Below are 19,855 nucleotides of genomic sequence, written 5' to 3'. Positions count from 1 at the left end.
ATGACCACGCACCGCATTGCCTTGAGCGCCGTACTTACCATCGCGCTGCTCGCCGCTTCGGCATCGGCCCCCGCCGCCAAGCCGCCCCGCCCGGCCGACTATAACGACACCCCCGCAACGGCGACCGTCCCCACCGCCGACTGGGGATACACTCGCCGCACCGCCGAAATCCCGATGCGCGACGGGGTCACACTCCACACCGTCATCCTGGTGCCCAAGGGCGCTGCCGGAGCGCCGATTCTGCTCACTCGCACCCCTTACGACGCCAACGGCATGACCAGCCGCGGGCACAGCGGCAATCTGGCCGCAGTGCTCGATGGCTATGACAATGCGGTCGATACGATCGTCGACGGCGGCTACATCCGCGTCGTCCAGGACATTCGCGGCAAATATGGCTCGAAGGGCACGTACGTGATGAACCGGCCGCTGGTCGGCAATCCGCTCAACCCGACCAAAGTCGACGATTCGACCGACGCCTATGACACCATCGACTGGCTGGTGAAGCACACCCCCGAAAGCAACGGCAAGGTCGGCATCATCGGGATCAGCTATGACGGCTATGAACCGCTCGTCGCGACGATCAACCCGCACCCTGCGCTGAAAGTATCGGTGCCGATGAACCCGATGGTCGACGGCTGGCGCGGCGACGACTGGTTCCACAACGGCGCCTTCCGCCAGGCTGGCATCGACTACATCTTCGAGCAGGAAGCGACCCGCGACAACAGCGTCAATTTCGCGTGGAGCAGCTACGACACTTACGACAATTTCATGCGCGCCGGATCGGCCGGGGAACTTGGCCGCCAGCACGGGCTCGACCAGGTCGGCTTCTGGCGCCAGATCACTGCCCATCCCGCCTATGATAGCTTCTGGCAGAGCCAGGCGATGGACAAGATCCTTGCCGGACAGCCGCTCAAGGTGCCGATGATGATCGTCGGCTCGTTGTGGGATGCGGAGGATATTTACGGCGCCCCTGCCGTCTATCGCGCGCTCAAGCCGAAGGACATGACCGGCGACCAGGTCTATCTGACGCTCGGCCCCTGGTATCATGGCCAGGGGATCGACCAAGGCCGCAATACCGGCGCGATCCAGTGGGACCAGGACACGTCGAAGGCGTGGCGGCGCGACGTGCTCGCCCCGTTCCTTGCCCATTATCTCAAGGGCACGCCGATGGACGTCGCCCCGGTCACCGCCTTCCAGTCGGGCACCAATCGCTGGCAGCGGCTGGCACGCTGGCCGACCGCAGGGGAGGGGAGTGCCTCGCCGTCACGCAACCTCTACCTCGCCCCCGACGGCGCGCTCGGCTTCGTCCCAGCCACTGGAGCCCCCGCCCAGACCGCCGACTATACGTCGGACCCGGCGCATCCGGTGACCTACGTCCCGCGCCCAACCCGCGCGTCCGGCTATGACGATGATCACTGGAAGGCATGGCTGACCAGCGACCAGCGCAACGTCGCCACCCGTCCCGATGTAGTCAGCTTCACCGGCCCGGTGCTGACCGCTCCGCTGACCATCGCCGGCACTCCCGTGGTCCACCTCACCGCATCGACCAGCGGGACCGACAGCGACTGGGTGATCAAGCTGATCGACGTCTATCCCGACGAAGTCGCCGGCGACCGCGCGATGAGCGGCTACCAGCTGCCGATCGCGATGGACATTTTCCGCGGCCGCTATCGCCAGTCGCTCGCCGAGGCCAGGCCGCTGACCCCCGACACCCCGCTCGGCTATCGCTTCGACCTGCCGCAAGCGAACCACGTCTTCCTCCCCGGGCACCGGATCATGGTCCAGGTCCAGTCGAGCTGGTTCCCGCTCTACGACCGCAATCCGCAGAGCTTCGTCCCCAACATCTTCTTCGCGAAACCCGCCGACTATATCGCCGCGCGCCAGAAGATCATGGTCGCAGGACCGCAGCAGAGTTTCATCGAACTGCCCGTCACACCCTGACGCCCCCCACGGCGATGCAATGGTGAGGGCGACTAGCACCTCACCAGCCTCTTCCCACCGCCCCCCAACAGGCATATCCTTGTCCGGCAACTGACTCCTCGGAGGCTAGCATCATGCCCGTACATTTCGCCGGACGACATCTCGCGCTGATCACTGCGCTGACCCTCGCCGCCGTCCCTGCCGTCGCCGCACACCCCACCTCCGCCGGGTTGATGATCGCCAGCGCCACCAGCGCCGCCCCGGCGTCGATCGGCGCCAAGGCCGCGGTGATGGCCGGTGACGGCAAGCTGCTGCGCAAGGGCAGCAACGGCTGGACCTGTATGCCCGACAACCCCGCCACCCCCGGCCCAGACCCGATGTGCTTCGACAAGGGCGGGCTGCACTGGGCGATGGCGTGGATGGCGCACAAGCTGCCGACCCCCAGCACGATCGGCTTCGCCTACATGCTCGCCGGCGGGGTCGACGCCAGCAATACCGATCCGTTCGCCACCAAGCCCGCCGCGAAGTGGGTCCGCACCGGCCCGCACCTGATGATCCTCAACGCCGCCGTCGCCGAAGGGTCGCCCTACCCCTCGCGCGAAGCGAAACCCGATACGTCGAAACCCTATGTCATGTTCGGCGGCACGCCCTATGCCCACATCATGATGCCGACCAACTAGCACGAAAAGGATCGCCCCCATGAAATCCCGCCTAGCCATTGCCGCCGGCCTCGCCCTGTTCGCCACTGCCGCCACCGCCGCCAGCGACATCGTCATGCACCGCGACCCCGGCTGCGGCTGCTGCGAGAAATGGGCGATGCAGGTCAAGGCCGCGTTCGGTCGCAAGGTCCGCGTGATCGACGACGCCAACCGCGCGGGCTTCAAGGCGGCGGCCGGGGTCCCCGCGACGCTCGCCGGCTGCCACACCGCAGTGATCGACGGCTACAGCTTCGAAGGCCATGTCCCGATCGCCGACATGAAGCGCCTTATCGCGACCCATCCCCGGGGCGTCCGCGGCCTCGCCGTCACCGGCATGCCGGGCGGCTCCGCAGGAATGGAAATGGCCGGCATGGCGCCCACCCACTACAACGTCATCGCGTTCGGCGCGGGCAAGCCGACGGTGTTCGCGCGGCATTGATGTGGGCGGGCTCCACCCTCCCGAACTCGTCAACCCTGGCTTGACCCGGGGCCTGCCTGACCTTTGCTCCGGCAGAAGGCAGGCCCCGGATCAAGTCCGGGGTGACGATCAACTACGCGGAAAATGTTTCAGCCAAAACCCACCCATAGAAAAAGGGGCCGAAGCTCGCGCCCCGACCCCTCTCCCTAAAACTCGATCAAAGTAGCACTTTGATCGAAAAGCCTACGCGCCTGCCATCTCCGACACATCGACCTTGACGCCCGGGCCCATGGTCGAGCTGAGCGCGACCTTCTGGATATATTTGCCCTTGGCGCCGGCCGGCTTGGCCTTGGCGATGGCGTCGACGAAGGCGTCGAAGTTCGCCTTGAGGTCGGCCGCCGGGAAGCTTGCCTTGCCGATGCCGGCATGAATGATCCCGGCCTTCTCGACGCGGAATTCGACCTGGCCCGACTTGGCGTCGGTGACCGCCTTGGTGACGTCCATCGTGACCGTGCCCAGCTTGGGGTTCGGCATCAGGCCCTTGGGACCCAGCACCTTGCCCAGCCGTCCGACGATGCCCATCATGTCGGGGGTCGCGATGACGCGGTCGAAGTCGGTCTTGCCGCCCTGGATCGCTTCCATCAGATCCTCGGCACCGACGACTTCGGCGCCCGCCGCAGTCGCTTCGTCGGCCTTGGCGCCGCGCGCGAACACCGCCACGCGAACGTCCTTGCCGGTACCCTTGGGCAGGTTGACCACGCCGCGGACCATCTGGTCGGCGTGACGCGGATCGACGCCCAGGTTGATCGCGACTTCCAGCGTCTCGTCGAACTTGGTCGAGGCGAGCGACTTCAGCAACTCGATGGCGGCATCGACCTTGTACAGCTTCATCGGCTCGACCTTGCCGTCGAGGCTCTTCTGCTTCTTGGTGACCTTGGTCATGTGCTTAACCCTCCACGACCTGAAGGCCCATGGCGCGAGCCGAGCCTTCGATGATCTTCGTTGCCGCTTCGATGTCGTTGGCGTTGAGGTCCTTCATCTTGGCCTCGGCGATTTCGGCGACCTGTGAGCGCCGGATCGTGCCGGCCGAGATCTTGCCCGGCTCCTTGGAGCCCGACTTCAGCTTGGCGGCCTTCTTCAGCAGGAAGCTGGCGGGGGGCGTCTTGGTCGCGAACGAGAAGCTGCGATCGGCGAACACGGTGATGACCGTGGGGATCGGCATGCCCTTTTCCAGCTCCTGCGTGGCGGCGTTGAACGCCTTGCAGAATTCCATGATGTTGACGCCGCGCTGGCCAAGCGCCGGGCCGATCGGCGGCGACGGGTTGGCCGCGCCCGCGGGCACCTGCAATTTGATATAACCGGTAATCTTCTTTGCCATGTGGCTCACTCTGTCGGGGACCGGACGCCAGGGCGTCGGCCCGGTTCAAGTTTAGCGGTTCAAGCGGACAGGGCGAACCCCATCCTCCCGCAGCGTGTTTCCAGATGCTGGAAGCGGCGTCCCCTAGCGCAACGGGGGCGTGCGATCAACCCGCGTCGGCAGTGGCGGAACCCCCCCGCCGGGCGATGATGCCTGACCCTCGATCGGCAGGGTGACGATAAAGCAAGCCCCGCCCTGTTCGCCCGGCTCGCCCGCAATTGTCCCGCCATGCGCCTCGACGATCGTCCGGCACAACGGCAGGCCAAGCCCCAGCGAGACGTCCTTGGTCGACCAGAAGGGCTCGAACAATCGCTCGGCGTCGCGGTCGCCAAAGCCCGGCCCGCTGTCCTCGAAGCGAAGCACCACCGTCTTGCCCACGGTGCGCGCGTCGATCGCGATCGATCGTGCCTCGGTCTCGGTCGTGCTCATCGCCTGCGCCGAATTGGTCAGCAGATTGAGCAGCACCTGTTCGATCTGGACATGGTCGCACGCCACCAGCGGCAGGTGCCGCTCGATGTTGAGCGCAAAGTCGATCCCGCGCGCCGCCGGGTGGACGCGAAAATCGTCGACCACCCGTCGCATCAGCACGGCGATATTCTCCGCCCTGCTGGCGACCTGCCCGTGCGCGGTGAACTCGCGCATGTGGTGGATGATCCGCCCTGCCCGCAGGCAGCTCTCGCCGCCCTGCGCCAGCAGCCCGTCGATCAGCACGCGGTCGACCGTCTCGCTGCGCTTGAGATGCTCGCGCGCCGCGCCGACGAAATTGGCCGCCGCGCCGATCGGCTGGTTGAGCTCGTGCGCCAGGGTCGATGCCATCGCCCCCATCGCGCTCAGCCGCGACACGCGCAGCAGATTTTCCTGCGCCTGCCGGGCCTCGGCCTCGGCTGCACGACGCGCCGTGATATCCAGATAGACCGCCGCGACCTGGCGATCGGCGTGGCGATAGGCGCGGATCTCGAACACCCGGTCCATCGCGGGGACTTCGGCCTCGATTGTCTCGCTCGCCCCGGTCGTGGCGACCCGAGCAAATACTTCGACCAGCATCGGCGCGGCATCCCCGGTCAGCGTCGTCAGGCTCGATCCCATCGCTTTTCCCGGCGGCAGCCCGGTCAGCAGCTCGAACTGCCTGTTGCTCTTGACGATCACCGCGTCGACCGCGCTGCCGACCTTGTCCACCTCGACCTCGAGCACGACGAACCCCTTCTGCATCTCGTCGAACAGGTTGCGCCAGTCGGCCTCGGCCTGGCGAATGCGTTCCTCGGCCTCGATTTGGGCGCTGATGTCGACATTGGTGCCGAACCAGCGGACCACCGTTCCGCCTTCGTCGCGGATCGGCACGACGCGCGTCAGGAAGGGGCGAAAAATGCCATCGGCGCCGCGCAACGGGAACGTCAGCTCAAGCATGTTGCCGCTGGCGATCGACTCTGCCCACACCGCGCTGACGCGGGGCAGTTGCGTGGGATCATGGACCGATGCCCAGCCCCAGCCCTCCATGTCGACGGGCTCGGTGCCGGTGTAATCATACCATTTGCGATTATACCAGAAGATGTATCCGTCGGCGTAGGCGATCCACGCCGGATTGGGCAGATTGTCCGCCAGCGCCGACAATTCCTGCCCGGCAACGCTCAGCGGACTTTGTTCGGGCATCGTCATAGGGACATCTGTCTACCCCTATCCGCTGTTGCGCAACGCCGTCGCAATGGCATTGATCGACAGCTGGATCCCTTCGCTGATACGCGGGTCGCGCTCGCCCGATCGGTGGCGCTTGATCAGCTCGATCTGGAGCAGGTTGAGTGGCTCGATATAGGGCATGCGCAGCCGGATCGAGGCATCGAGCGCCGGGTTCTTCTCCAGCAGTCGCGACTGGCCGGTGACCTCCAGCAACAAATCATGCGTCCGCTGCCAGCCATCGCGGATCCGCCCGAAGATCGCCTCGCCCGCAGCCTTGTCCTCGACCAGCGCGGCATAGCGCGCGGCAATCCCCATGTCCGATTTCGCCAGCACCATTTCCAGATTGGCCAGCGTCGTCTGGACGAACGGCCACTCCTCGATCATCTCGCGCAGCAGCACCGGGTCGCCAGCGGCCAGCCCGTCGCCCGCGCCATACCAGCCCGGCAGCATGACCCGCGCCTGGGCCCAGCTGAACACCCACGGGATGGCGCGCAGATCCTCGATCGCGTCCGATTTCTTGCGGCTCGCCGGGCGCGACCCGATCTTGAGGTCGGCGATCTCGGCGATCGGGGTCATTTCGCGAAAGAAGGTCCGGAACCCCGGGGTCTCGTACACCAGCCCGCGATAGGCTCCGAACGCCGCTGCCGACATCTTGCTCATCGCGTTCGAAAAGCGCGCCCGTTTGTGCAGCGCGCGCGGCTTCAAACTGGCGAGCAGCGTCGCCGATGCCATCGCCTCAAGATTGGCCGACGCGCTTTCGGGCGTGCCATATTTGGCGGCGATGACTTCGCCCTGCTCGGTGATGCGAATGCGTCCTTGGACCGTGCCTGCCGCCTGCGCGCGGATCGCGGCGAATGACGATCCGCCACCGCGTCCGACCGCCCCGCCGCGCCCGTGGAACAACTGCATCCCGATTCCCGCGCCCCCATTGGCCTTGGCAAAGCTCTCCGCCAACTGCTGGCTCGCCTGGTGAAGGCTCCACACCGACGTCAGATACCCGCCGTCCTTGTTCGAATCCGAATAGCCGACCATCACTTCCTGATAGCCTCGCGCCCGCCCCAGCGCGGCGACTTCGGGCAGCGCCAGCCACTCGGCCATGATCCCCGGCGCGGCCTCCAGGTCACCGATGGTCTCGAACAACGGCACCGCCATGATGCTCGCCGACGGCACCTCGCCCGGCCGATACAGCCCCGCCTCCTTCAACAGGAGATGCACTTCCAGCATGTCCGAAATGCTTTGCGCCATCGAAATCACGTAAGTGGTGATCGCCGCCGCGCCGTATCGCGCCTGCGCCTCGGCCGCCGCGCTTACGATCGCCAGTTCGCTCGCCGTCTCGTCCGAATAAGTCGCAAACGGGCTCGCCAGCACGCGCGGCTCGGCCAGCAACCGCCGCAGCAACCCCGTCCGCTCGCCTTCGTCCAGCCCGAGATAATCCGCCTCGACCCCGGCCACGCTGAGCAATTCGGCGACGACCCGCTCGTGGACCGCGCTGTTCTGGCGCATGTCGAGCGTTGCGAGGTGGAAACCGAACGTGTCGACGCTGCGGATCAGCCGCCCCAGTGGACCGCCCTCCGCCAGCATCCCCTTGCCCTCGGCGCCCAGCGCCGCCGCGACCGTCGCCAGGTCACCCCGAAACGCCGCCGCATCGGCATAGGCCTCGGCCCGCAACCGCGCCGGTCGTGCCGGGGCGCGTCCGACCAGCCCCTCGAAGGTCGCCGCCAGCCGCGCGTAAATCCCGGTCAGCGCGCGGCGGTAGGGCTCGTCACTGCGCGCCACGCCATCGTCACCCGATACGTCGGCCAGCGCGCTGAGCTCAGGTGTCACCCCCGCAAGCTCGCTTGAAATCGACAGCTCGGCGCCCAGCGCGTGGACGCTGTCGAGATAATGGTCGATCACCGTCTCGGCGCCCCGCGCCAGCGCCAGCCGCAACGAATCCGCCACCACGAACGGATTGCCGTCGCGGTCCCCGCCGATCCAGCTGCCGATCCGCAGGAAACTCGGCGGGCGCGCGCCCAGCACCCGCTCCCACCGCGCATACAGCGCGGGAAGCACCGGCAGGAACACCTCGCGCATCGTCGCCAGCGCCGACTCCACCTCGTCGGCGACGTACAGCTTCTCGCGCCGCAGCGGCCGCGTTTCCCACAACAGCGCGATCTGCCGCATCAGCGCTTCCTCGACCGGGTCGCCATCACTGGTCTCGGCCGCTCCCGCATCGCGCAGCCGCATCAGCTCGGCGATCCGGTTGCGATGATCGAGCATCGACTTGCGCCGCACTTCGGTCGGGTGCGCGGTCAGCACAGGCGCGACCAGTGCGCGCTCGAGCAGCGCCATTACCTGTGCCCCGTCGACTCCGTCCGCCGCCAGCGCCGCGACCGCTTCGGCCAGCGTTGCGCCGGCCTCGCTCGCCACGCCCTGCCGGTCCTCGGCCAGGTTGGCGAGCATCGAGAACAGCATGAACCCGCGCACGAAGCTCAGCGTCTCGTCGAGCCCCAGCGCGTCGAGCCCCGGGTCGACCGCGTCGGCCGCAGTCACCCCGCGATGGCGGTCGACCGAGGCCGAGCGGATATATTCGATCCGCCGGAACAGCGGCTCGCCGCCAAACTCGCGAATGACGTCGCCCAGCAACCGCCCGAGATAGCGGATGTCGGGGTTCTGCTCGATGCTGCCTGCTGTGCTCGCCATTGCCGCGCCATGCTCGCCCGCCCCCACCAACGCAAGCGGCTGACAAGGTTTCACGCCATCCAAGGTTTCACGCCATCCCGCGCCGACCAACGGAACGACCGCCGCGTTCGCTCGTAGAGCGCCTGTACGACGAGAGGATGTTGCGATGGCGGACTATGTCGAGGATCAGCCGATCGGCGAACCCTATGTCGAAACCCAGCGCGAGACCCGGCTCGAACCTCACCGCAGCGGGATCGCTTCGGGCGTCCACCGCTTTCTCGGCGGCTTCCCCACTGCTTTCTTCACGCTCGCGCTGGTCACCGACTATGCCTATATGCAGAGCGGCACCCTCCAATATCAATATTTCTCGACCTGGCTGATCGTCGCCGCGCTCGTCACCGGCGGCTTTGCGGTGCTTGCCGGGATCGCCGACTGGATCACCGGGCCGAAGGGCCGCCGCGGCTTTGGCTGGCACTTTGGCCTGACCATCCTCGCGTTGCTGCTCGGCCTGCTCAACGCCTTCGTCCACAGCCGCGACGGCTGGGTCGCGGTCGTCCCCCAGGGCATCCTTCTCAGCCTCGCCACGGTGGTCGTCCTGTATGCCGGGGGCTTCATCGGCGCGATGATCGACCGCCGCGCCCGCACCCGTGAAACCGACGCTTCGGAGTATCAGGCATGAACCGCGCGACCCTCCTCCTCGGCGCCGCGCTGATCGCCTCGCTGTCGGCCTGCCAGGATCCGCCCTATGACGCCAACAGCCAGCTCGGCCCCAACCCGTCGCTGCCGGAGCCAAAGAATTTCCTCTTCCCGGCGATGGGCATTTCGCCCGGTATCGGCTGGAAGCAGGGCGAGCTGCCCAAGGTCGCCCCGGGCCTCGTCGTCAAGGCGCTCGCCACCGGGCTCAACCACCCGCGCTTCGTCTATTCGCTCCCCAATGGCGACGTCCTCGCGGTCCAGGGCGACGGCCCCGGCACCGAGCCCGTGCTGAAACCGAAGCAGTTCGCCTTCAAGATCATCCGCAAGGGCGCCAGCAGCGGGCCCGGCGGCAAGCCGCTCAGCCGCATCACCCTCATCCGCGACGCCAATGGCGACGGCACGCCTGAAATGACCTCGGTCCTGCTCGATCACCTCTCGTCGCCGTTCGGGGTCGCGTGGATCGACAACCTCCTCTACGTCGCCAACACCGACGGGGTGATGGTCTATCCCATGCCGCTCGGCACCACGACCATCACCGCGCCGGGCAAGCTGCTCACCCCGCTCCCGGGCGGCCCGATCGATCATCACTGGACCAAAAGCCTGGTTCTCTCGCCCGACGGCCAGCGGCTCTACGCCACCGTCGGCAGCAATTCGAACATCGTCGAAAACGGGTTCGAAGCCGAGAAGGGCCGTGCCGCCGTCTGGGAAATCGACCGCGCCACGGGCCGCAGCCGGGTCTTCGCCGGCGGCCTGCGCAATCCCAACAGCCCGGTCTTCTACCCCGGCACCAACGACCTTTACGTCGTCGTCAACGAACGCGACGAACTCGGCTCCAACCTCGTCCCCGACTATATGACGCGGGTGCAGGACGGAGGCTTCTACGGCTGGCCCTACAGCTATTGGGGCAAACACATCGACGAACGCATCCCCCCGATGGACCGCCGCCCCGACCTCGTCGCGAAGGCGATCATGCCCGATTACGCCCTCGGCAGCCACGTCGCCGCGCTCGGCCTTGCCTTCAACACCGGCACGCTCTTTCCGCAATATCAGGGCGGCGCGTTCGTCGGCGAACATGGCAGCTGGGACCGCTACAGCCCGTCGGGCTACAAGGTCGTCTATATCCCCTTCGTGGGCGGCCGGCCGAGCGGCAAGCCGGTCGATGTCGTCGCAGGCTTCCTTACCCCCGACAACAAGAACACCTTCGGCCGCCCGGTCGGCGTCGCGATCGACCGCTCGGGCGCGCTGCTCGTCGCGGACGATGTCGGCAACGCCGTGTGGCGCGTGACGCCCGCGACGATGCCGGTGGCAGCAGCCAGAGAGCCGACGAAGCCCTAATTTTTGTTGCAAAGAAGGTGCCGAACCGGCGTAGCAAAGCGAAACGCCGCAAAAACACGCTGCTTGACTAGTAGGATATTCCTCGCGAACCCTGCTCGATGCCCCGGCCCACCTCCCCGCATCAACTTGCCGCCTTTGTCGGTGCGCTGGTCGAGACCGGCAACGTCACCCTGTCCGCCGAGCGCGTCGGCCTCGCCAAGTCGGGTATCTACAAGCGCCGCGCGCGCGATTCCGGTTTCGACCGGATGTGCCGCGACGCGATCGCCGATTTCGACGTCGGGAGCATCCCTGACGCACCCGACCATTTCGCCGATCCTGCCGCCGCCCGCACCCGCAAGCATGAACTGGTCCATCTCCCCGCCCACGCCGGCCGCCCGGCGCAGCTTCGCCGAAGCCCCGGCGGCGCGCTAAAACCCTCGGCGATGGCGATCTTCCTCGCCCACCTCGGCGAGACTGCCAACGTCCGCGGCGCCGCCCGCGCCGCCGGCATCGCCCACAGCAGCATCCTCCGCCGCCAACACCGCGACCCGGCCTTCGCCGCGGCGATGGCCGAAGCGATCGATATCGGTGGATTCAGCCTCGAAGCCGCGCTCAACGAAGCCGCGCTGGTGTTCCTTGACCCGGCCAAGCTCGACCCTACCCGCCCACCGCTGCTGCTCCCCTCGATGAGCGTCAAGGCCGCCATCGACATCGTCAATTCCGCCCACCGCCGCAAAGCAATGCGCGACATGATTTTGCGACAAGGGGAGGGGTGAGGGCAGGGAGGGGGAGGGGAGAACGAGCCAGTCTGCTTCGTCGGTCATTGCCTCACAAACACGTCAACCTTCGTCCTTGCGAGCGAAGCGAAGCAATCCAGTCTTCAACGAACCGGCAGCCCTACCTGACCGTCGCAAACCAGATCATGTGGATCGGGCCCTTGCCATTCTCGCGCGCCCTCACGCGCACCGCGTCGACCTCGAACCCGGCGCTCGCCATCTTGGTCGTGAAGGCGACATCGGGCGCCGCCGACCAGATCGCCAGCACGCCGCCAGGCGCCAGCGCGTCGCGCGCATTGGACAGGCCGCGCCCGGTATAAAGCTTGTTGTTGGCATCGCGCGACAGGCCGTCGGGGCCATTGTCGACGTCGAGCAGGATCGCGTCGTAACGCGGCTCGATGCCTTGCGCGGCATCGTCGATCTCGCGGATGACGTCGCTCACGTGCAGCGTCACGCGCGGGTCGTCGAGGCAGGTGCCGGTCATCTCGCGCATCGGCCCCTGCGCCCAGTCGATGATCTCGGGGACGATCTCGGCGACCACTACGTCAGCCTCGGGCCCGACCCCGGCGAGCAGCGCGCGCAGCGTGAATCCCATGCCGTAACCGCCGACCAACACGCGGGGGGCGGCGGGGCTGCCCAGTCGCTCGAGCGCCATCGTCGCCAGCGCGACTTCGGACCCGCTCATCCGCGTGCTCATCAGCTCGTGGCGTCCAAGCGAGATCATGTAGTCGGCGCCGCGGCGATAAAGCGACAGCGGCGCACCGCCCGGGACTTCGGCCGTCCCGACCAGCTCACGCAGGATCATGGCGTTTTTGTGAGGCGCGCGATCATCGCCTGCGCGCCTTGCGCTTGGCTAAAGATCAACGCTTCCGCGCTTGCTGGTCGAAGCGCGGCATCAACGCGCTTGCTGGTCGAAGCGCGGCATCAACGCTTCCGCGCTTTGCGAGCGGCGTAGCGCGCGTCGCGGATCGCCTTCTGCTCCTCGGCGGTCAGTGGCTTGGCGGCAGCCGCCTCGGCGGCTTCGCGCTCGGCCTTGGCGGCTTCCTTGGCGGCCTTGACCTCGGCCATTTCCACCCGGCGCGCTTCACGCTTGGCTTCGGCGGCGACCTGCTTGGCGGCGGCGGCTTCGACCTTGGCAGCGATCGCGGCGGGATCGGGGGCGGGCTTGGCGCGCAGTTTCTCCAGCGCGCGTTCCTTCGCCTCGCGGGCCAGCGCGGCGCGTTCGGTAAAGTCGGGGACCTTGAAACCCATGACTATTTCGACCGCTCGACCTGTTCGAACTCAAGCTCGACCGGGGTCGCCCGGCCGAAGATCGAGACCGAGACCTTGACCCGGCTGCGGTCGAAATCGAGTTCCTCGACCAGGCCGTTGAAGCTCGCGAACGGGCCGTCGAGCACTTTCACCGAATCGCCGATTTCATAATCGACCTTGATTCGCGCCTTGGGCGCAGCCGCTGCCGCCTCTTCCTTGGTGTTGAGGATTCGCGCTGCTTCGGCTTCGGTGATCGCCTGCGGCTTGCCGTTCGGGCCCAGGAAGCCGGTGACCTTGGGCGTGTTCTTGACCAAGTGATAAACCTGATCGCTCATGCCCAGCTTGGCCAGCACATAGCCCGGGAAGAACTTGCGGTCGCTGGTGACTTTCTTGCCGCGGCGAACCTCGGTGACCTTTTCGGTCGGCACTTCGACGGCTTCGACCTGGTTGGCCAGACCCAGGCGATTGGCCTCGGCCAGGATCGAATCGCGGACCTTGTTCTCGAAGCCCGAATAGGCGTGAATGATATACCAGCGGGACATATTTGGTCGCTCTTTTGTCGGTTACTTGGCCAGAAGGCCGAGGAGGAACTGGACGATCGTGCTGAACATCGCGTCGACCCCGAAGAAGAAGACGGCCAGGATGCTGGTCAGCAGCGCGACCATGATGCCGGTGGTGACGGTCTCGCGGCGGCTCGGCCAGACGACCTTGCTTCCTTCGGCGCGAACCTGACGGAAGAATTCGCCGGGGGAGACTTTAGCCACCTTTTCGTCACTCACTTTGTTGGCGTGGAAAAACAGATAGAAAAAAGAGGTCCGCGGGGGGTGCCCGCCAGACCTCGTTGCACCGCATGTAGCGCGATTAGCGACACGCTTCAAGCATGCGGCGGCCTGGCAGGGGCAGGGGGACTCGAACCCACGACCCTCGGTTTTGGAGACCGATGCTCTACCAACTGAGCTATACCCCTAGGCCCCGCCCCCCTACCCTCACAAAAAATTGGGGGCAAGGGCGTTGGGTGGTGCTTGTCCCGCGTGTCGGTCAGTGCTTGTCTCACGCACGACGGAAATAGGACAGGAAAATCAGGCGGCGACGTCGAACGGCTGGATCTCGCCCGAAAGGTAGAGGTTGCGCGCCTTGGTCCGGCTCAGCTTGCCAGACGAGGTGCGCGGCAAGCTGCGCGGGGGGATGAGTTCGACCACCGGGGAAATGCCGGTGATCGCCCGCACCCGCTCGCGGATGTCGTCGCGCAACCGACTGCGCTCGCCGGCGTCGCTGGTACGGCAATGGACCAGCACGGCGGGGGTTTCCTCGCCCGACGGCCCAGTGATGGCGAAGGCGGCAATGTCGCCCGACTTGAACCCGGGCAATTGCTCGACCGCCCATTCAATATCCTGCGGCCAGTGGTTGCGGCCGTTGATGATGATCATGTCCTTCGCCCGGCCGACGATGAAGATGTATTCACTGGACAAATAACCCATGTCGCCGGTGTCGAGCCAGCCGTCGGGGGTAAGGCAGGCATCGGTCGATTCCTGGTCACGAAAATAGCCGACCATGACGCTGGTACCGCGGCAATAGACTTTGCCGATGCCGCGGTCCGGCAGGATTGCGCCGGTGTCGTCGCGGATCTGCAACTCCATTCCCTCGACGGCTTTCCCGCAATTGACGATCGCGCGATAGCGACGCGGGCGCTCTTGCGCCGGAGTGCCGACCCCCGACAATTCGCTTTCCTCGACCAGTTCGAGGCGGATTCCTTCGCCCGGCGGCATCAGCGAGACGGCGAGGGTCGCTTCGGCGAGGCCATAGCTTGGGCAGAAAGCGCTCGCCTTGAACCCGGCATTGGCGAAGCCGTCGACGAACGATTGCATCACGTCAGGGCGGATCATGTCGGCGCCGTTGCCCGCGATCCGCCAGCGCGACAGGTCGAAGCGATCCTCGACCTTGGTGATCGACGACAGTCGCCGCGCGCAAATGTCATAGCCGAAGGTCGGCGAATAGCTGACCGAGGTGCCCGGATTGCGGCTGATCAGTTCGAGCCACGCCAGTGGGCGGCGGGCGAAATCCTCGGTTCTCTGGTAATCGACCGATAATTGGTTGGCGAGCGGCGACAGCATGCAGCCGACCAGCCCCATGTCATGATACCATGGTAGCCAACTGATCACCCGGTCGGTGTCGCACATCGCGAGCCCGATGCCATGCGAGCGAAGATTGTCGAGCAGCGCACGATGAGTGACCGCGACGCCGTGCGGAAAGCGGGTCGATCCGCTCGAATATTGGAGATAGGCGATCTCGTCGGGGTTGCCCGGCGGCAGCGCGCAATGCTCGTCGACGACGACATCGACCAGTCCTTCCCATTCGCGCCCGGGGACGCCGACCGCAATGCCAGCAGCATTGGCGAAGTCGGCGAATTCGGCAGGGAAGAGGAACAGCTTGGGATCGCTGCTGGTCAGCATGACCTTCAATTGATCGACATAGGCCTCACGCCCGCCAAAGCTGGTCGGCAGCGGCAGCGGCACCGGCCATAGCCCGGCCAGTACCGCGCCGAAGAAGCAGGCGGCAAATTCCGGACCGGTCTCGGCCACCAGCGCCAGCCGGTCGTCCTTGACCAGCCCGAGCGCCACGAAGCGGCGCGCCATGGCGATCGCGTCGGTGCGAAGTTCGGCATAGGGGTAAGCGCGCAGCAGCGTCCCACGGGCATCGTGGAAATTCATCCCGCGACTGCCCTGCGCAGCATAATCGAGCGCGTCCTGCAGCGTGGTGAAGTCGGAAATGCGCCGCGGGTGGGCGTCGAGGGTCGGCGTGGCGCCCGGCGGCGAAAGAGTGTCGACTTTGCTCACGTGCATTCCTGTCTCTGGCGGGCTTCGGGGCCAGCCTTTGATCGGCACTGGCGCATTGCCCATGCCGCTGGATCTTGGCCGGCGCAAACCAGCGCGGGAACAGCTTCGGCTCCCGCTATGGTGAATGGAAAGTGACTGTGGCACAAACAAGGCGTCATGCCGCCCCGAAACGGTCACCGGCCCCGCCCACCCGTTGGCGCGGCGAAGCTCGACGAGCTGGCATTAGCCTATGTCGGGCGCTTCGCCACGTCGCGCGGCAAGCTGGTCGACTATCTGCGCCGCAAGCTGCGCGAGCGCGGGTGGGAAGGGGAAGGCGACCCGCCATTGGCTGACATCGCCGACCGGCTGGCACGGCTCGGCTACATCGACGACGCGGCCTATGCACTGTCGAAAGCGCGGGTTTTGGGGGGGCGCGGCTATGGCGCGCGGAGGGTCGAACAATCGCTCCACATTGCGCATATTGACGAAGACGATCGCGGCGGAGCGATGGAAGCGGCGCAGGAGGGACGGGTCGAGGCGGCGTTGCGGCTGGCGAAGCGGCGGCGGATCGGACCCTTTGCAACCACGCCATTGGATCCCATAGCGAGGCAGAAGGCGATCGGCGCGATGCTTCGTGGCGGTCACCCGCTGGCGCTTTCGCGGGCCATCGTGGAGATGTCGCCGGGACACCGTATCGACCACAGCTATCTTGCGGAGTTGCGCTAGATTAAACTATATGTCGGTTTGCAGACACTAGAAGGTAGGCTATGCTTTCGGCTGTGGAACGAGTTGGTGTGGTGGGGCCTGATTCAGCAATGGCGGATGACGATCGACCCGACGATGTCTCGCCAGAGCCTAGCGGCATGGTCATTCGCGGCCGGGTCAAATGGTTCGACGCCACGCGTGGTTTCGGCTTCCTTGTCAGCGACGATTGCGAGGGCGACGTCCTCATTCATTTCAGTGTGCTGAAAGATCATGGACGCCGCTCTTTGCCCGAAGGTGCGACCATCGAATGTGAATGCGCGGTCCAGTCGCGCGGGCTGCAGGCGATCAAAATCAGCGAGATAGACCTGTCAACGGCCTTGCCCTCGGCGCCGCGTCCGGCCATTCCTGCCGCCGACCGGGCCGATCGCGACGCACTTGCCGACGCGGCCGGACCGTTTCTGTCGGTGGAGGTCAAATGGTTCAATCGCGTCAAGGGCTTCGGTTTTCTGGTCGAGCCGGAGGGCACGCCGGGGGACATCTTCGTCCACATGGAAACGGTGCGGCGGGCGGGCCTGGTCGACCTGCAACCGCTGGACCGGCTCCAGGCGCGAGTCGCCGAGGGGACCAAGGGCCGGACCGCAGTGGAGCTTCGCGACGCGGACTAGTCGCCGCGCTGTCGCTCGGGCTGGGACTTGCTCTCGCCGCGTGCCAGCCTAGCGCCAGCCTGGCGACCCCGGTTGCGGCCACGGCTCCGTCGGGACTGGCGCAGGTGCCACTGACGGTTGCAAGCGCCAACGGCACGCACCGCTTCACCGTTGAAATTGCGGCGACCCCGGCGCAGCAGGAATATGGCCTGATGAACCGACAAAGCTTGGCCCCCGATCACGGGATGATCTTCCCCTTTGCGCAGCCGACCAATGCGACCTTTTGGATGAAGGACACGCTGATCCCGCTCGACCTCCTCTTCGTTCGCAGTGACGGAACGATTGCCAATATTGCGGTCAATGCCCAGCCGATGAACCTGTCGCTGATCCCCTCGGTGGGCCCCGTGACGGCGGTCCTCGAACTCGCCGGCGGACGGTCGGGCGAGCTTGGCATTCGCGCCGGCGACAAGGTCAGCTGGCCGCATTGACGGCGATGCGCTCTGGTTGCGCAAGCGCGTGGAACACGGCAAAGGCGGCGCCATGGGACTGATCCGCAATTTCTTTCGCGCGACCTGGTGGAACGGGGCGACCTTCGGCACCGCGATCTTCTCGCACCGCCACGGCAGCGCGGTCGGCAAGGACGATGCCGGCAACAGCTATTTCCAGCACAAGCGCGATCCGCGCCGTCGGTGGGTGATGTATGCCGGAAACAATGACGGCAGCATCGTTCCGCCAGGGTGGCAGGCGTGGCTTAAAAGCACGATCGACGATCTGCCCGAGCGCGAACTGCCCCCGCGCCGCCCGTTCGAGCAGCCCGCCTCGATCAATCAGACGGGGACTTTTGCTGCCTATCGCCCCGGTGGATCGCTTGGCCGGGACGGCGTCCGCCCCGCCGCAACGGGCGATTACCAGGCGTGGACCCCGGAATAGGCATGCGCCGTACCGCCCTGACGATGGCCGCGCTCGGCCTGCTGCTTGCGGGCTGCGATCGCGCCAAGCAGAATGAAGTCACGGGCCCGATCGTCAATGCCCGCAAGGGCGCGGTCCTGCAGAATGTCGGCGAGACCCCGATGGCCGAGCGGGTCGCGGTCATCGGCCTGCTCAACAAGCGCAACGGCATCGTCCGCAACCTGACGATGAAGCCCGGCGAGGCGCTCCGACTGCGCGATGTCATCGTGCGACTGCGCGCGTGCGAGACGACCGCGCCTTGGGAAAGCCCGCCACTGACGGGGGCTTTCCTCCAGCTCGATATCGAACAGCCGAGCAAGGAATGGCGGCGAGTCTTTTCGGGCTGGCTGTACAAGGAATCGCCGTCGCTCAACGTCGTCGAGAACCCGCTTTACGACGTATGGCCCAAAAGCTGCACGATGAGCTGGCCCGGCGCGCCGGTTGCGGCGCCGGAAACCTCCGCGCCCGTCGATCGATCGTCGAGCAAGCCGTCGAGCGCGAAAAAGTCCGCTGGCAATGCCTCGTCGCCGCCGTCCGCGCCGGTCGCTGCCGAACCGCTCGAACCTGCTCCGGCGACTCCCGACCCCAGCGCCACCCCGAGTAACCGCACGTAGCGGTGGCGCGAGACGCTGACTGCGCCAAGCGAGGCGAGGTGGGCGGTCATGAACTGGCAGTCGAGCAGGGTGAAGCCGCCGACCCTGAGCCGTGCGACAAGCCACGCCAGCGCTACCTTCGATGCGTCGGTCGCGGTTGAGAACATGCTTTCGCCAAAGAAGGCGCGGCCCAGCTTTACGCCATACAGCCCGCCGACCAGCTCGTCCCCCTCCCACACCTCGACCGAATGGGCATGGCCGGTGGAATGGAGCCCCAGCGTCGCGCGCTCGATCGGCTCGTTGATCCACGTTTCCTCGCGCGCCGCACAGTGGCGCAGCACCTCGCCGAATGCCTGGTCGACGGTTACGCTGAACCGCTTCGACCGCACGCGCCGGGCAAGCGACCGCGACAGGCGAAACCGGTCGATCGGCAGGATTGCCCTGCTACGCGGCTCGACCCAGAAGACGTCGCTGGCCGCGCGGCTGTCGGACATCGGGAAGGTCCCGGCGGCATAGCCACGCAGCAACAGCCGGGGATCGAGCGTGGCAGTCATCGCACGACTGTAGCAAGCGTTGCGCCCATTCGTCACGCCGATCCTGGATCACCCCCTGTTCAGGCTGGGACCACTAGCGGAACGATCGAGCAGGGGGGTCGTTTCTTGGATCGTGGCCTTTTGCGCCGCGCCGGGGCTGCGTCCCGCGCCAAGGTCGCTGCAACGAAACAAGGGAGAATGACCATGACCAAATCGATGATCGCCGCGCTGATGGCCGGCACAGTCGCCCTGTCCGCGTGCGCTACCACTGGCGACAATCGCACAGCGGGCAACCTTGCCACCGGCGCTGCTTATGGCGCGGCTGGCGGCGCGGCGCTCGGTGCAGTCGTGCCCGGGGTCAGCGTTGCCGAAGGCGCGCTGGCGGGTGCTGCGATCGGCGGGATCGCCAACGCCGTGTGGGCCGACCGTAACAATGACGGTTATGTCGATGGCTACGTCCAGAACGGCCAATATTACAGCGGGACGCCGCAAAGCTATGACTCGACGCTTCGCCGCGTCGCTACCGGCGCCATCGGCGGAGCAGTGCTTGGCGCGGTGGCCGGAGCCGTCATTCCGGGCGTCAGCGTCCTGACCGGCGCCGCGATCGGGGCTGCGGTCGGCGGCGTTACCGGCGCGGTGTGGGCCGATAAGAATGGCGATGGCCAGCCCGATGGCTATGTCGAGAACGGCCAATATTACCCCGGTGCGCCGCAGGGCTATCAGTCGGCGCCCGCACCAGCGCCGACCTATGCACCGCCGCCGTCAGCCCCGGCGCGCGGCGAACGCGGCTAGTCGAC

At 66.4% G+C, this 19,855-nt stretch carries 21 protein-coding genes, 1 tRNA gene and 1 pseudogene; 12 read left to right on the top strand and 11 right to left on the bottom strand.

The genetic code is table 11. From position 1 onward, the window contains the following. From U1700_RS01615 to U1700_RS01605, 3 genes are all read left to right on the top strand, one after another. Positions 1-1,941, top strand: coding sequence for a CocE/NonD family hydrolase (locus tag U1700_RS01615; protein ID WP_332749565.1), 1,941 nt, complete (start codon positions 1-3; stop codon positions 1,939-1,941). A gap of 113 nt (positions 1,942-2,054) precedes the next feature. After that, entirely contained in the window at positions 2,055-2,600 is a 546-nt protein-coding gene (locus U1700_RS01610; RefSeq protein ID WP_332749564.1) for a hypothetical protein, read from the top strand. A gap of 19 nt (positions 2,601-2,619) precedes the next feature. Then, a complete protein-coding gene (locus U1700_RS01605) occupies positions 2,620-3,057 on the top strand; it encodes a DUF411 domain-containing protein (RefSeq protein WP_332749562.1) in 438 nt (145 codons plus the stop codon). 222 nt (positions 3,058-3,279) lie between these two features. Here U1700_RS01605 and rplA read toward each other — a convergent pair whose 3' ends face one another. The 4 genes from rplA to ppc form a co-directional block, all read right to left on the bottom strand. Beyond that, complete coding sequence (rplA, locus tag U1700_RS01600; protein WP_332749560.1) at positions 3,280-3,978, bottom strand: 50S ribosomal protein L1; 699 nt, start codon at positions 3,976-3,978, stop codon at positions 3,280-3,282. Between the two features lie 4 nt (positions 3,979-3,982). Further along, on the bottom strand, positions 3,983-4,414 hold the full coding sequence (gene rplK / locus U1700_RS01595) for a 50S ribosomal protein L11 (protein ID WP_332749558.1): 432 nt from the start codon (positions 4,412-4,414) through the stop codon (positions 3,983-3,985). A gap of 123 nt (positions 4,415-4,537) precedes the next feature. Then, positions 4,538-6,106: a sensor histidine kinase gene (locus tag U1700_RS01590; protein WP_332749557.1), complete on the bottom strand. Its 1,569-nt coding sequence runs from the start codon at positions 6,104-6,106 to the stop codon at positions 4,538-4,540. Positions 6,107-6,124: 18 nt separating this feature from the next. Continuing rightward, positions 6,125-8,806 carry a phosphoenolpyruvate carboxylase gene (gene ppc, locus U1700_RS01585; RefSeq protein ID WP_332749556.1) on the bottom strand — a complete coding sequence of 894 codons (2,682 nt, stop codon included), beginning with the start codon at positions 8,804-8,806 and terminating at the stop codon, positions 6,125-6,127. 145 nt (positions 8,807-8,951) lie between these two features. Between ppc and U1700_RS01580 the strand changes: the two genes are divergently transcribed. The 3 genes from U1700_RS01580 to U1700_RS01570 all read left to right on the top strand — a co-directional run bounded on the left by U1700_RS01580 (position 8,952) and on the right by U1700_RS01570 (position 11,571). Next, entirely contained in the window at positions 8,952-9,464 is a 513-nt protein-coding gene (locus U1700_RS01580; RefSeq protein ID WP_332749555.1) for a DUF2231 domain-containing protein, read from the top strand. Then, complete coding sequence (locus U1700_RS01575) at positions 9,461-10,816, top strand: PQQ-dependent sugar dehydrogenase (protein ID WP_332749553.1); 1,356 nt, start codon at positions 9,461-9,463, stop codon at positions 10,814-10,816. The genes U1700_RS01580 and U1700_RS01575 overlap by 4 nt, the downstream gene beginning before the upstream one ends. A 98-nt stretch (positions 10,817-10,914) precedes the next feature. Next, positions 10,915-11,571 carry a hypothetical protein gene (locus tag U1700_RS01570; RefSeq protein WP_332749551.1) on the top strand — a complete coding sequence of 219 codons (657 nt, stop codon included), beginning with the start codon at positions 10,915-10,917 and terminating at the stop codon, positions 11,569-11,571. 121 nt (positions 11,572-11,692) lie between these two features. Here U1700_RS01570 and U1700_RS01565 read toward each other — a convergent pair whose 3' ends face one another. The 6 genes from U1700_RS01565 to U1700_RS01540 form a co-directional block, all read right to left on the bottom strand. After that, entirely contained in the window at positions 11,693-12,376 is a 684-nt protein-coding gene (locus tag U1700_RS01565; RefSeq protein ID WP_332749550.1) for a spermidine synthase, read from the bottom strand. Between the two features lie 119 nt (positions 12,377-12,495). Then, the gene (locus U1700_RS01560) at positions 12,496-12,822 is read right to left on the bottom strand and encodes a DUF6481 family protein (RefSeq protein WP_332749548.1); all 327 of its coding nucleotides are present in this window, start codon (positions 12,820-12,822) and stop codon (positions 12,496-12,498) included. Between the two features lie 2 nt (positions 12,823-12,824). Further along, the gene (nusG, locus tag U1700_RS01555; protein ID WP_332749547.1) at positions 12,825-13,364 is read right to left on the bottom strand and encodes a transcription termination/antitermination protein NusG; all 540 of its coding nucleotides are present in this window, start codon (positions 13,362-13,364) and stop codon (positions 12,825-12,827) included. A 21-nt stretch (positions 13,365-13,385) separates the two neighbouring features. Further along, a complete protein-coding gene (gene secE / locus U1700_RS01550) occupies positions 13,386-13,586 on the bottom strand; it encodes a preprotein translocase subunit SecE (RefSeq protein ID WP_332749545.1) in 201 nt (66 codons plus the stop codon). 127 nt (positions 13,587-13,713) lie between these two features. Beyond that, a tRNA-Trp gene (locus U1700_RS01545) sits at positions 13,714-13,789 on the bottom strand. Between the two features lie 112 nt (positions 13,790-13,901). Beyond that, entirely contained in the window at positions 13,902-15,656 is a 1,755-nt protein-coding gene (locus U1700_RS01540; RefSeq protein ID WP_332749543.1) for a fatty acyl-AMP ligase, read from the bottom strand. 156 nt (positions 15,657-15,812) lie between these two features. Here U1700_RS01540 and U1700_RS01535 point away from each other — a divergent pair, with 156 nt between their 5' ends. The 5 genes and pseudogenes from U1700_RS01535 to U1700_RS01515 all read left to right on the top strand — a co-directional run. Continuing rightward, positions 15,813-16,361: a regulatory protein RecX gene (locus U1700_RS01535; RefSeq protein ID WP_332749542.1), complete on the top strand. Its 549-nt coding sequence runs from the start codon at positions 15,813-15,815 to the stop codon at positions 16,359-16,361. A gap of 71 nt (positions 16,362-16,432) precedes the next feature. Next, the gene (locus tag U1700_RS01530; protein ID WP_332749540.1) at positions 16,433-17,005 is read left to right on the top strand and encodes a cold-shock protein; all 573 of its coding nucleotides are present in this window, start codon (positions 16,433-16,435) and stop codon (positions 17,003-17,005) included. 104 nt (positions 17,006-17,109) lie between these two features. Next, positions 17,110-17,472, top strand: a complete 363-nt coding sequence (locus tag U1700_RS01525) for a DUF192 domain-containing protein (RefSeq protein ID WP_332749538.1) — start codon at positions 17,110-17,112, stop codon at positions 17,470-17,472. A 52-nt stretch (positions 17,473-17,524) separates the two neighbouring features. Then, complete coding sequence (locus U1700_RS01520; protein WP_332749536.1) at positions 17,525-17,914, top strand: NADH:ubiquinone oxidoreductase subunit NDUFA12; 390 nt, start codon at positions 17,525-17,527, stop codon at positions 17,912-17,914. A 2-nt stretch (positions 17,915-17,916) separates the two neighbouring features. Beyond that, positions 17,917-18,288: pseudogene (locus U1700_RS01515) on the top strand (DUF2155 domain-containing protein); the annotation flags it as partial. Between the two features lie 35 nt (positions 18,289-18,323). Here the strand turns inward: U1700_RS01515 and aat are convergent. Further along, positions 18,324-19,079 (bottom strand): leucyl/phenylalanyl-tRNA--protein transferase, encoded by a 756-nt coding sequence (gene aat, locus U1700_RS01510; RefSeq protein ID WP_332749534.1) that lies wholly within the window; start codon positions 19,077-19,079, stop codon positions 18,324-18,326. 183 nt (positions 19,080-19,262) lie between these two features. Between aat and U1700_RS01505 the strand changes: the two genes are divergently transcribed. Then, on the top strand, positions 19,263-19,850 hold the full coding sequence (locus U1700_RS01505; protein ID WP_332749533.1) for a YMGG-like glycine zipper-containing protein: 588 nt from the start codon (positions 19,263-19,265) through the stop codon (positions 19,848-19,850). Positions 19,851-19,855: the final 5 nt, after the last annotated feature.

It is taken from the genome of Sphingomonas sp. RB1R13 (assembly GCF_036663775.1).
Lineage (GTDB): Bacteria > Pseudomonadota > Alphaproteobacteria > Sphingomonadales > Sphingomonadaceae > Sphingomicrobium.
This window is presented reverse-complemented; position numbering and strand designations above follow the sequence as displayed.

Coding starts and splice junctions, on each gene's coding strand:
- U1700_RS01615 (WP_332749565.1), top strand. CDS start 1: ATGACCACGCACCGCATTGCCTTGAGCGCCGTACTTACCATCGCGCTG.
- U1700_RS01610 (WP_332749564.1), top strand. CDS start 2,055: ATGCCCGTACATTTCGCCGGACGACATCTCGCGCTGATCACTGCGCTG.
- U1700_RS01605 (WP_332749562.1), top strand. CDS start 2,620: ATGAAATCCCGCCTAGCCATTGCCGCCGGCCTCGCCCTGTTCGCCACT.
- rplA (WP_332749560.1), bottom strand. CDS start 3,978: ATGACCAAGGTCACCAAGAAGCAGAAGAGCCTCGACGGCAAGGTCGAG.
- rplK (WP_332749558.1), bottom strand. CDS start 4,414: ATGGCAAAGAAGATTACCGGTTATATCAAATTGCAGGTGCCCGCGGGC.
- U1700_RS01590 (WP_332749557.1), bottom strand. CDS start 6,106: ATGACGATGCCCGAACAAAGTCCGCTGAGCGTTGCCGGGCAGGAATTG.
- ppc (WP_332749556.1), bottom strand. CDS start 8,806: ATGGCGAGCACAGCAGGCAGCATCGAGCAGAACCCCGACATCCGCTAT.
- U1700_RS01580 (WP_332749555.1), top strand. CDS start 8,952: ATGGCGGACTATGTCGAGGATCAGCCGATCGGCGAACCCTATGTCGAA.
- U1700_RS01575 (WP_332749553.1), top strand. CDS start 9,461: ATGAACCGCGCGACCCTCCTCCTCGGCGCCGCGCTGATCGCCTCGCTG.
- U1700_RS01570 (WP_332749551.1), top strand. CDS start 10,915: ATGCCCCGGCCCACCTCCCCGCATCAACTTGCCGCCTTTGTCGGTGCG.
- U1700_RS01565 (WP_332749550.1), bottom strand. CDS start 12,376: ATGATCCTGCGTGAGCTGGTCGGGACGGCCGAAGTCCCGGGCGGTGCG.
- U1700_RS01560 (WP_332749548.1), bottom strand. CDS start 12,822: ATGGGTTTCAAGGTCCCCGACTTTACCGAACGCGCCGCGCTGGCCCGC.
- nusG (WP_332749547.1), bottom strand. CDS start 13,364: ATGTCCCGCTGGTATATCATTCACGCCTATTCGGGCTTCGAGAACAAG.
- U1700_RS01535 (WP_332749542.1), top strand. CDS start 15,813: ATGCCGCCCCGAAACGGTCACCGGCCCCGCCCACCCGTTGGCGCGGCG.
- U1700_RS01520 (WP_332749536.1), top strand. CDS start 17,525: ATGGGACTGATCCGCAATTTCTTTCGCGCGACCTGGTGGAACGGGGCG.
- aat (WP_332749534.1), bottom strand. CDS start 19,079: ATGACTGCCACGCTCGATCCCCGGCTGTTGCTGCGTGGCTATGCCGCC.
- U1700_RS01505 (WP_332749533.1), top strand. CDS start 19,263: ATGACCAAATCGATGATCGCCGCGCTGATGGCCGGCACAGTCGCCCTG.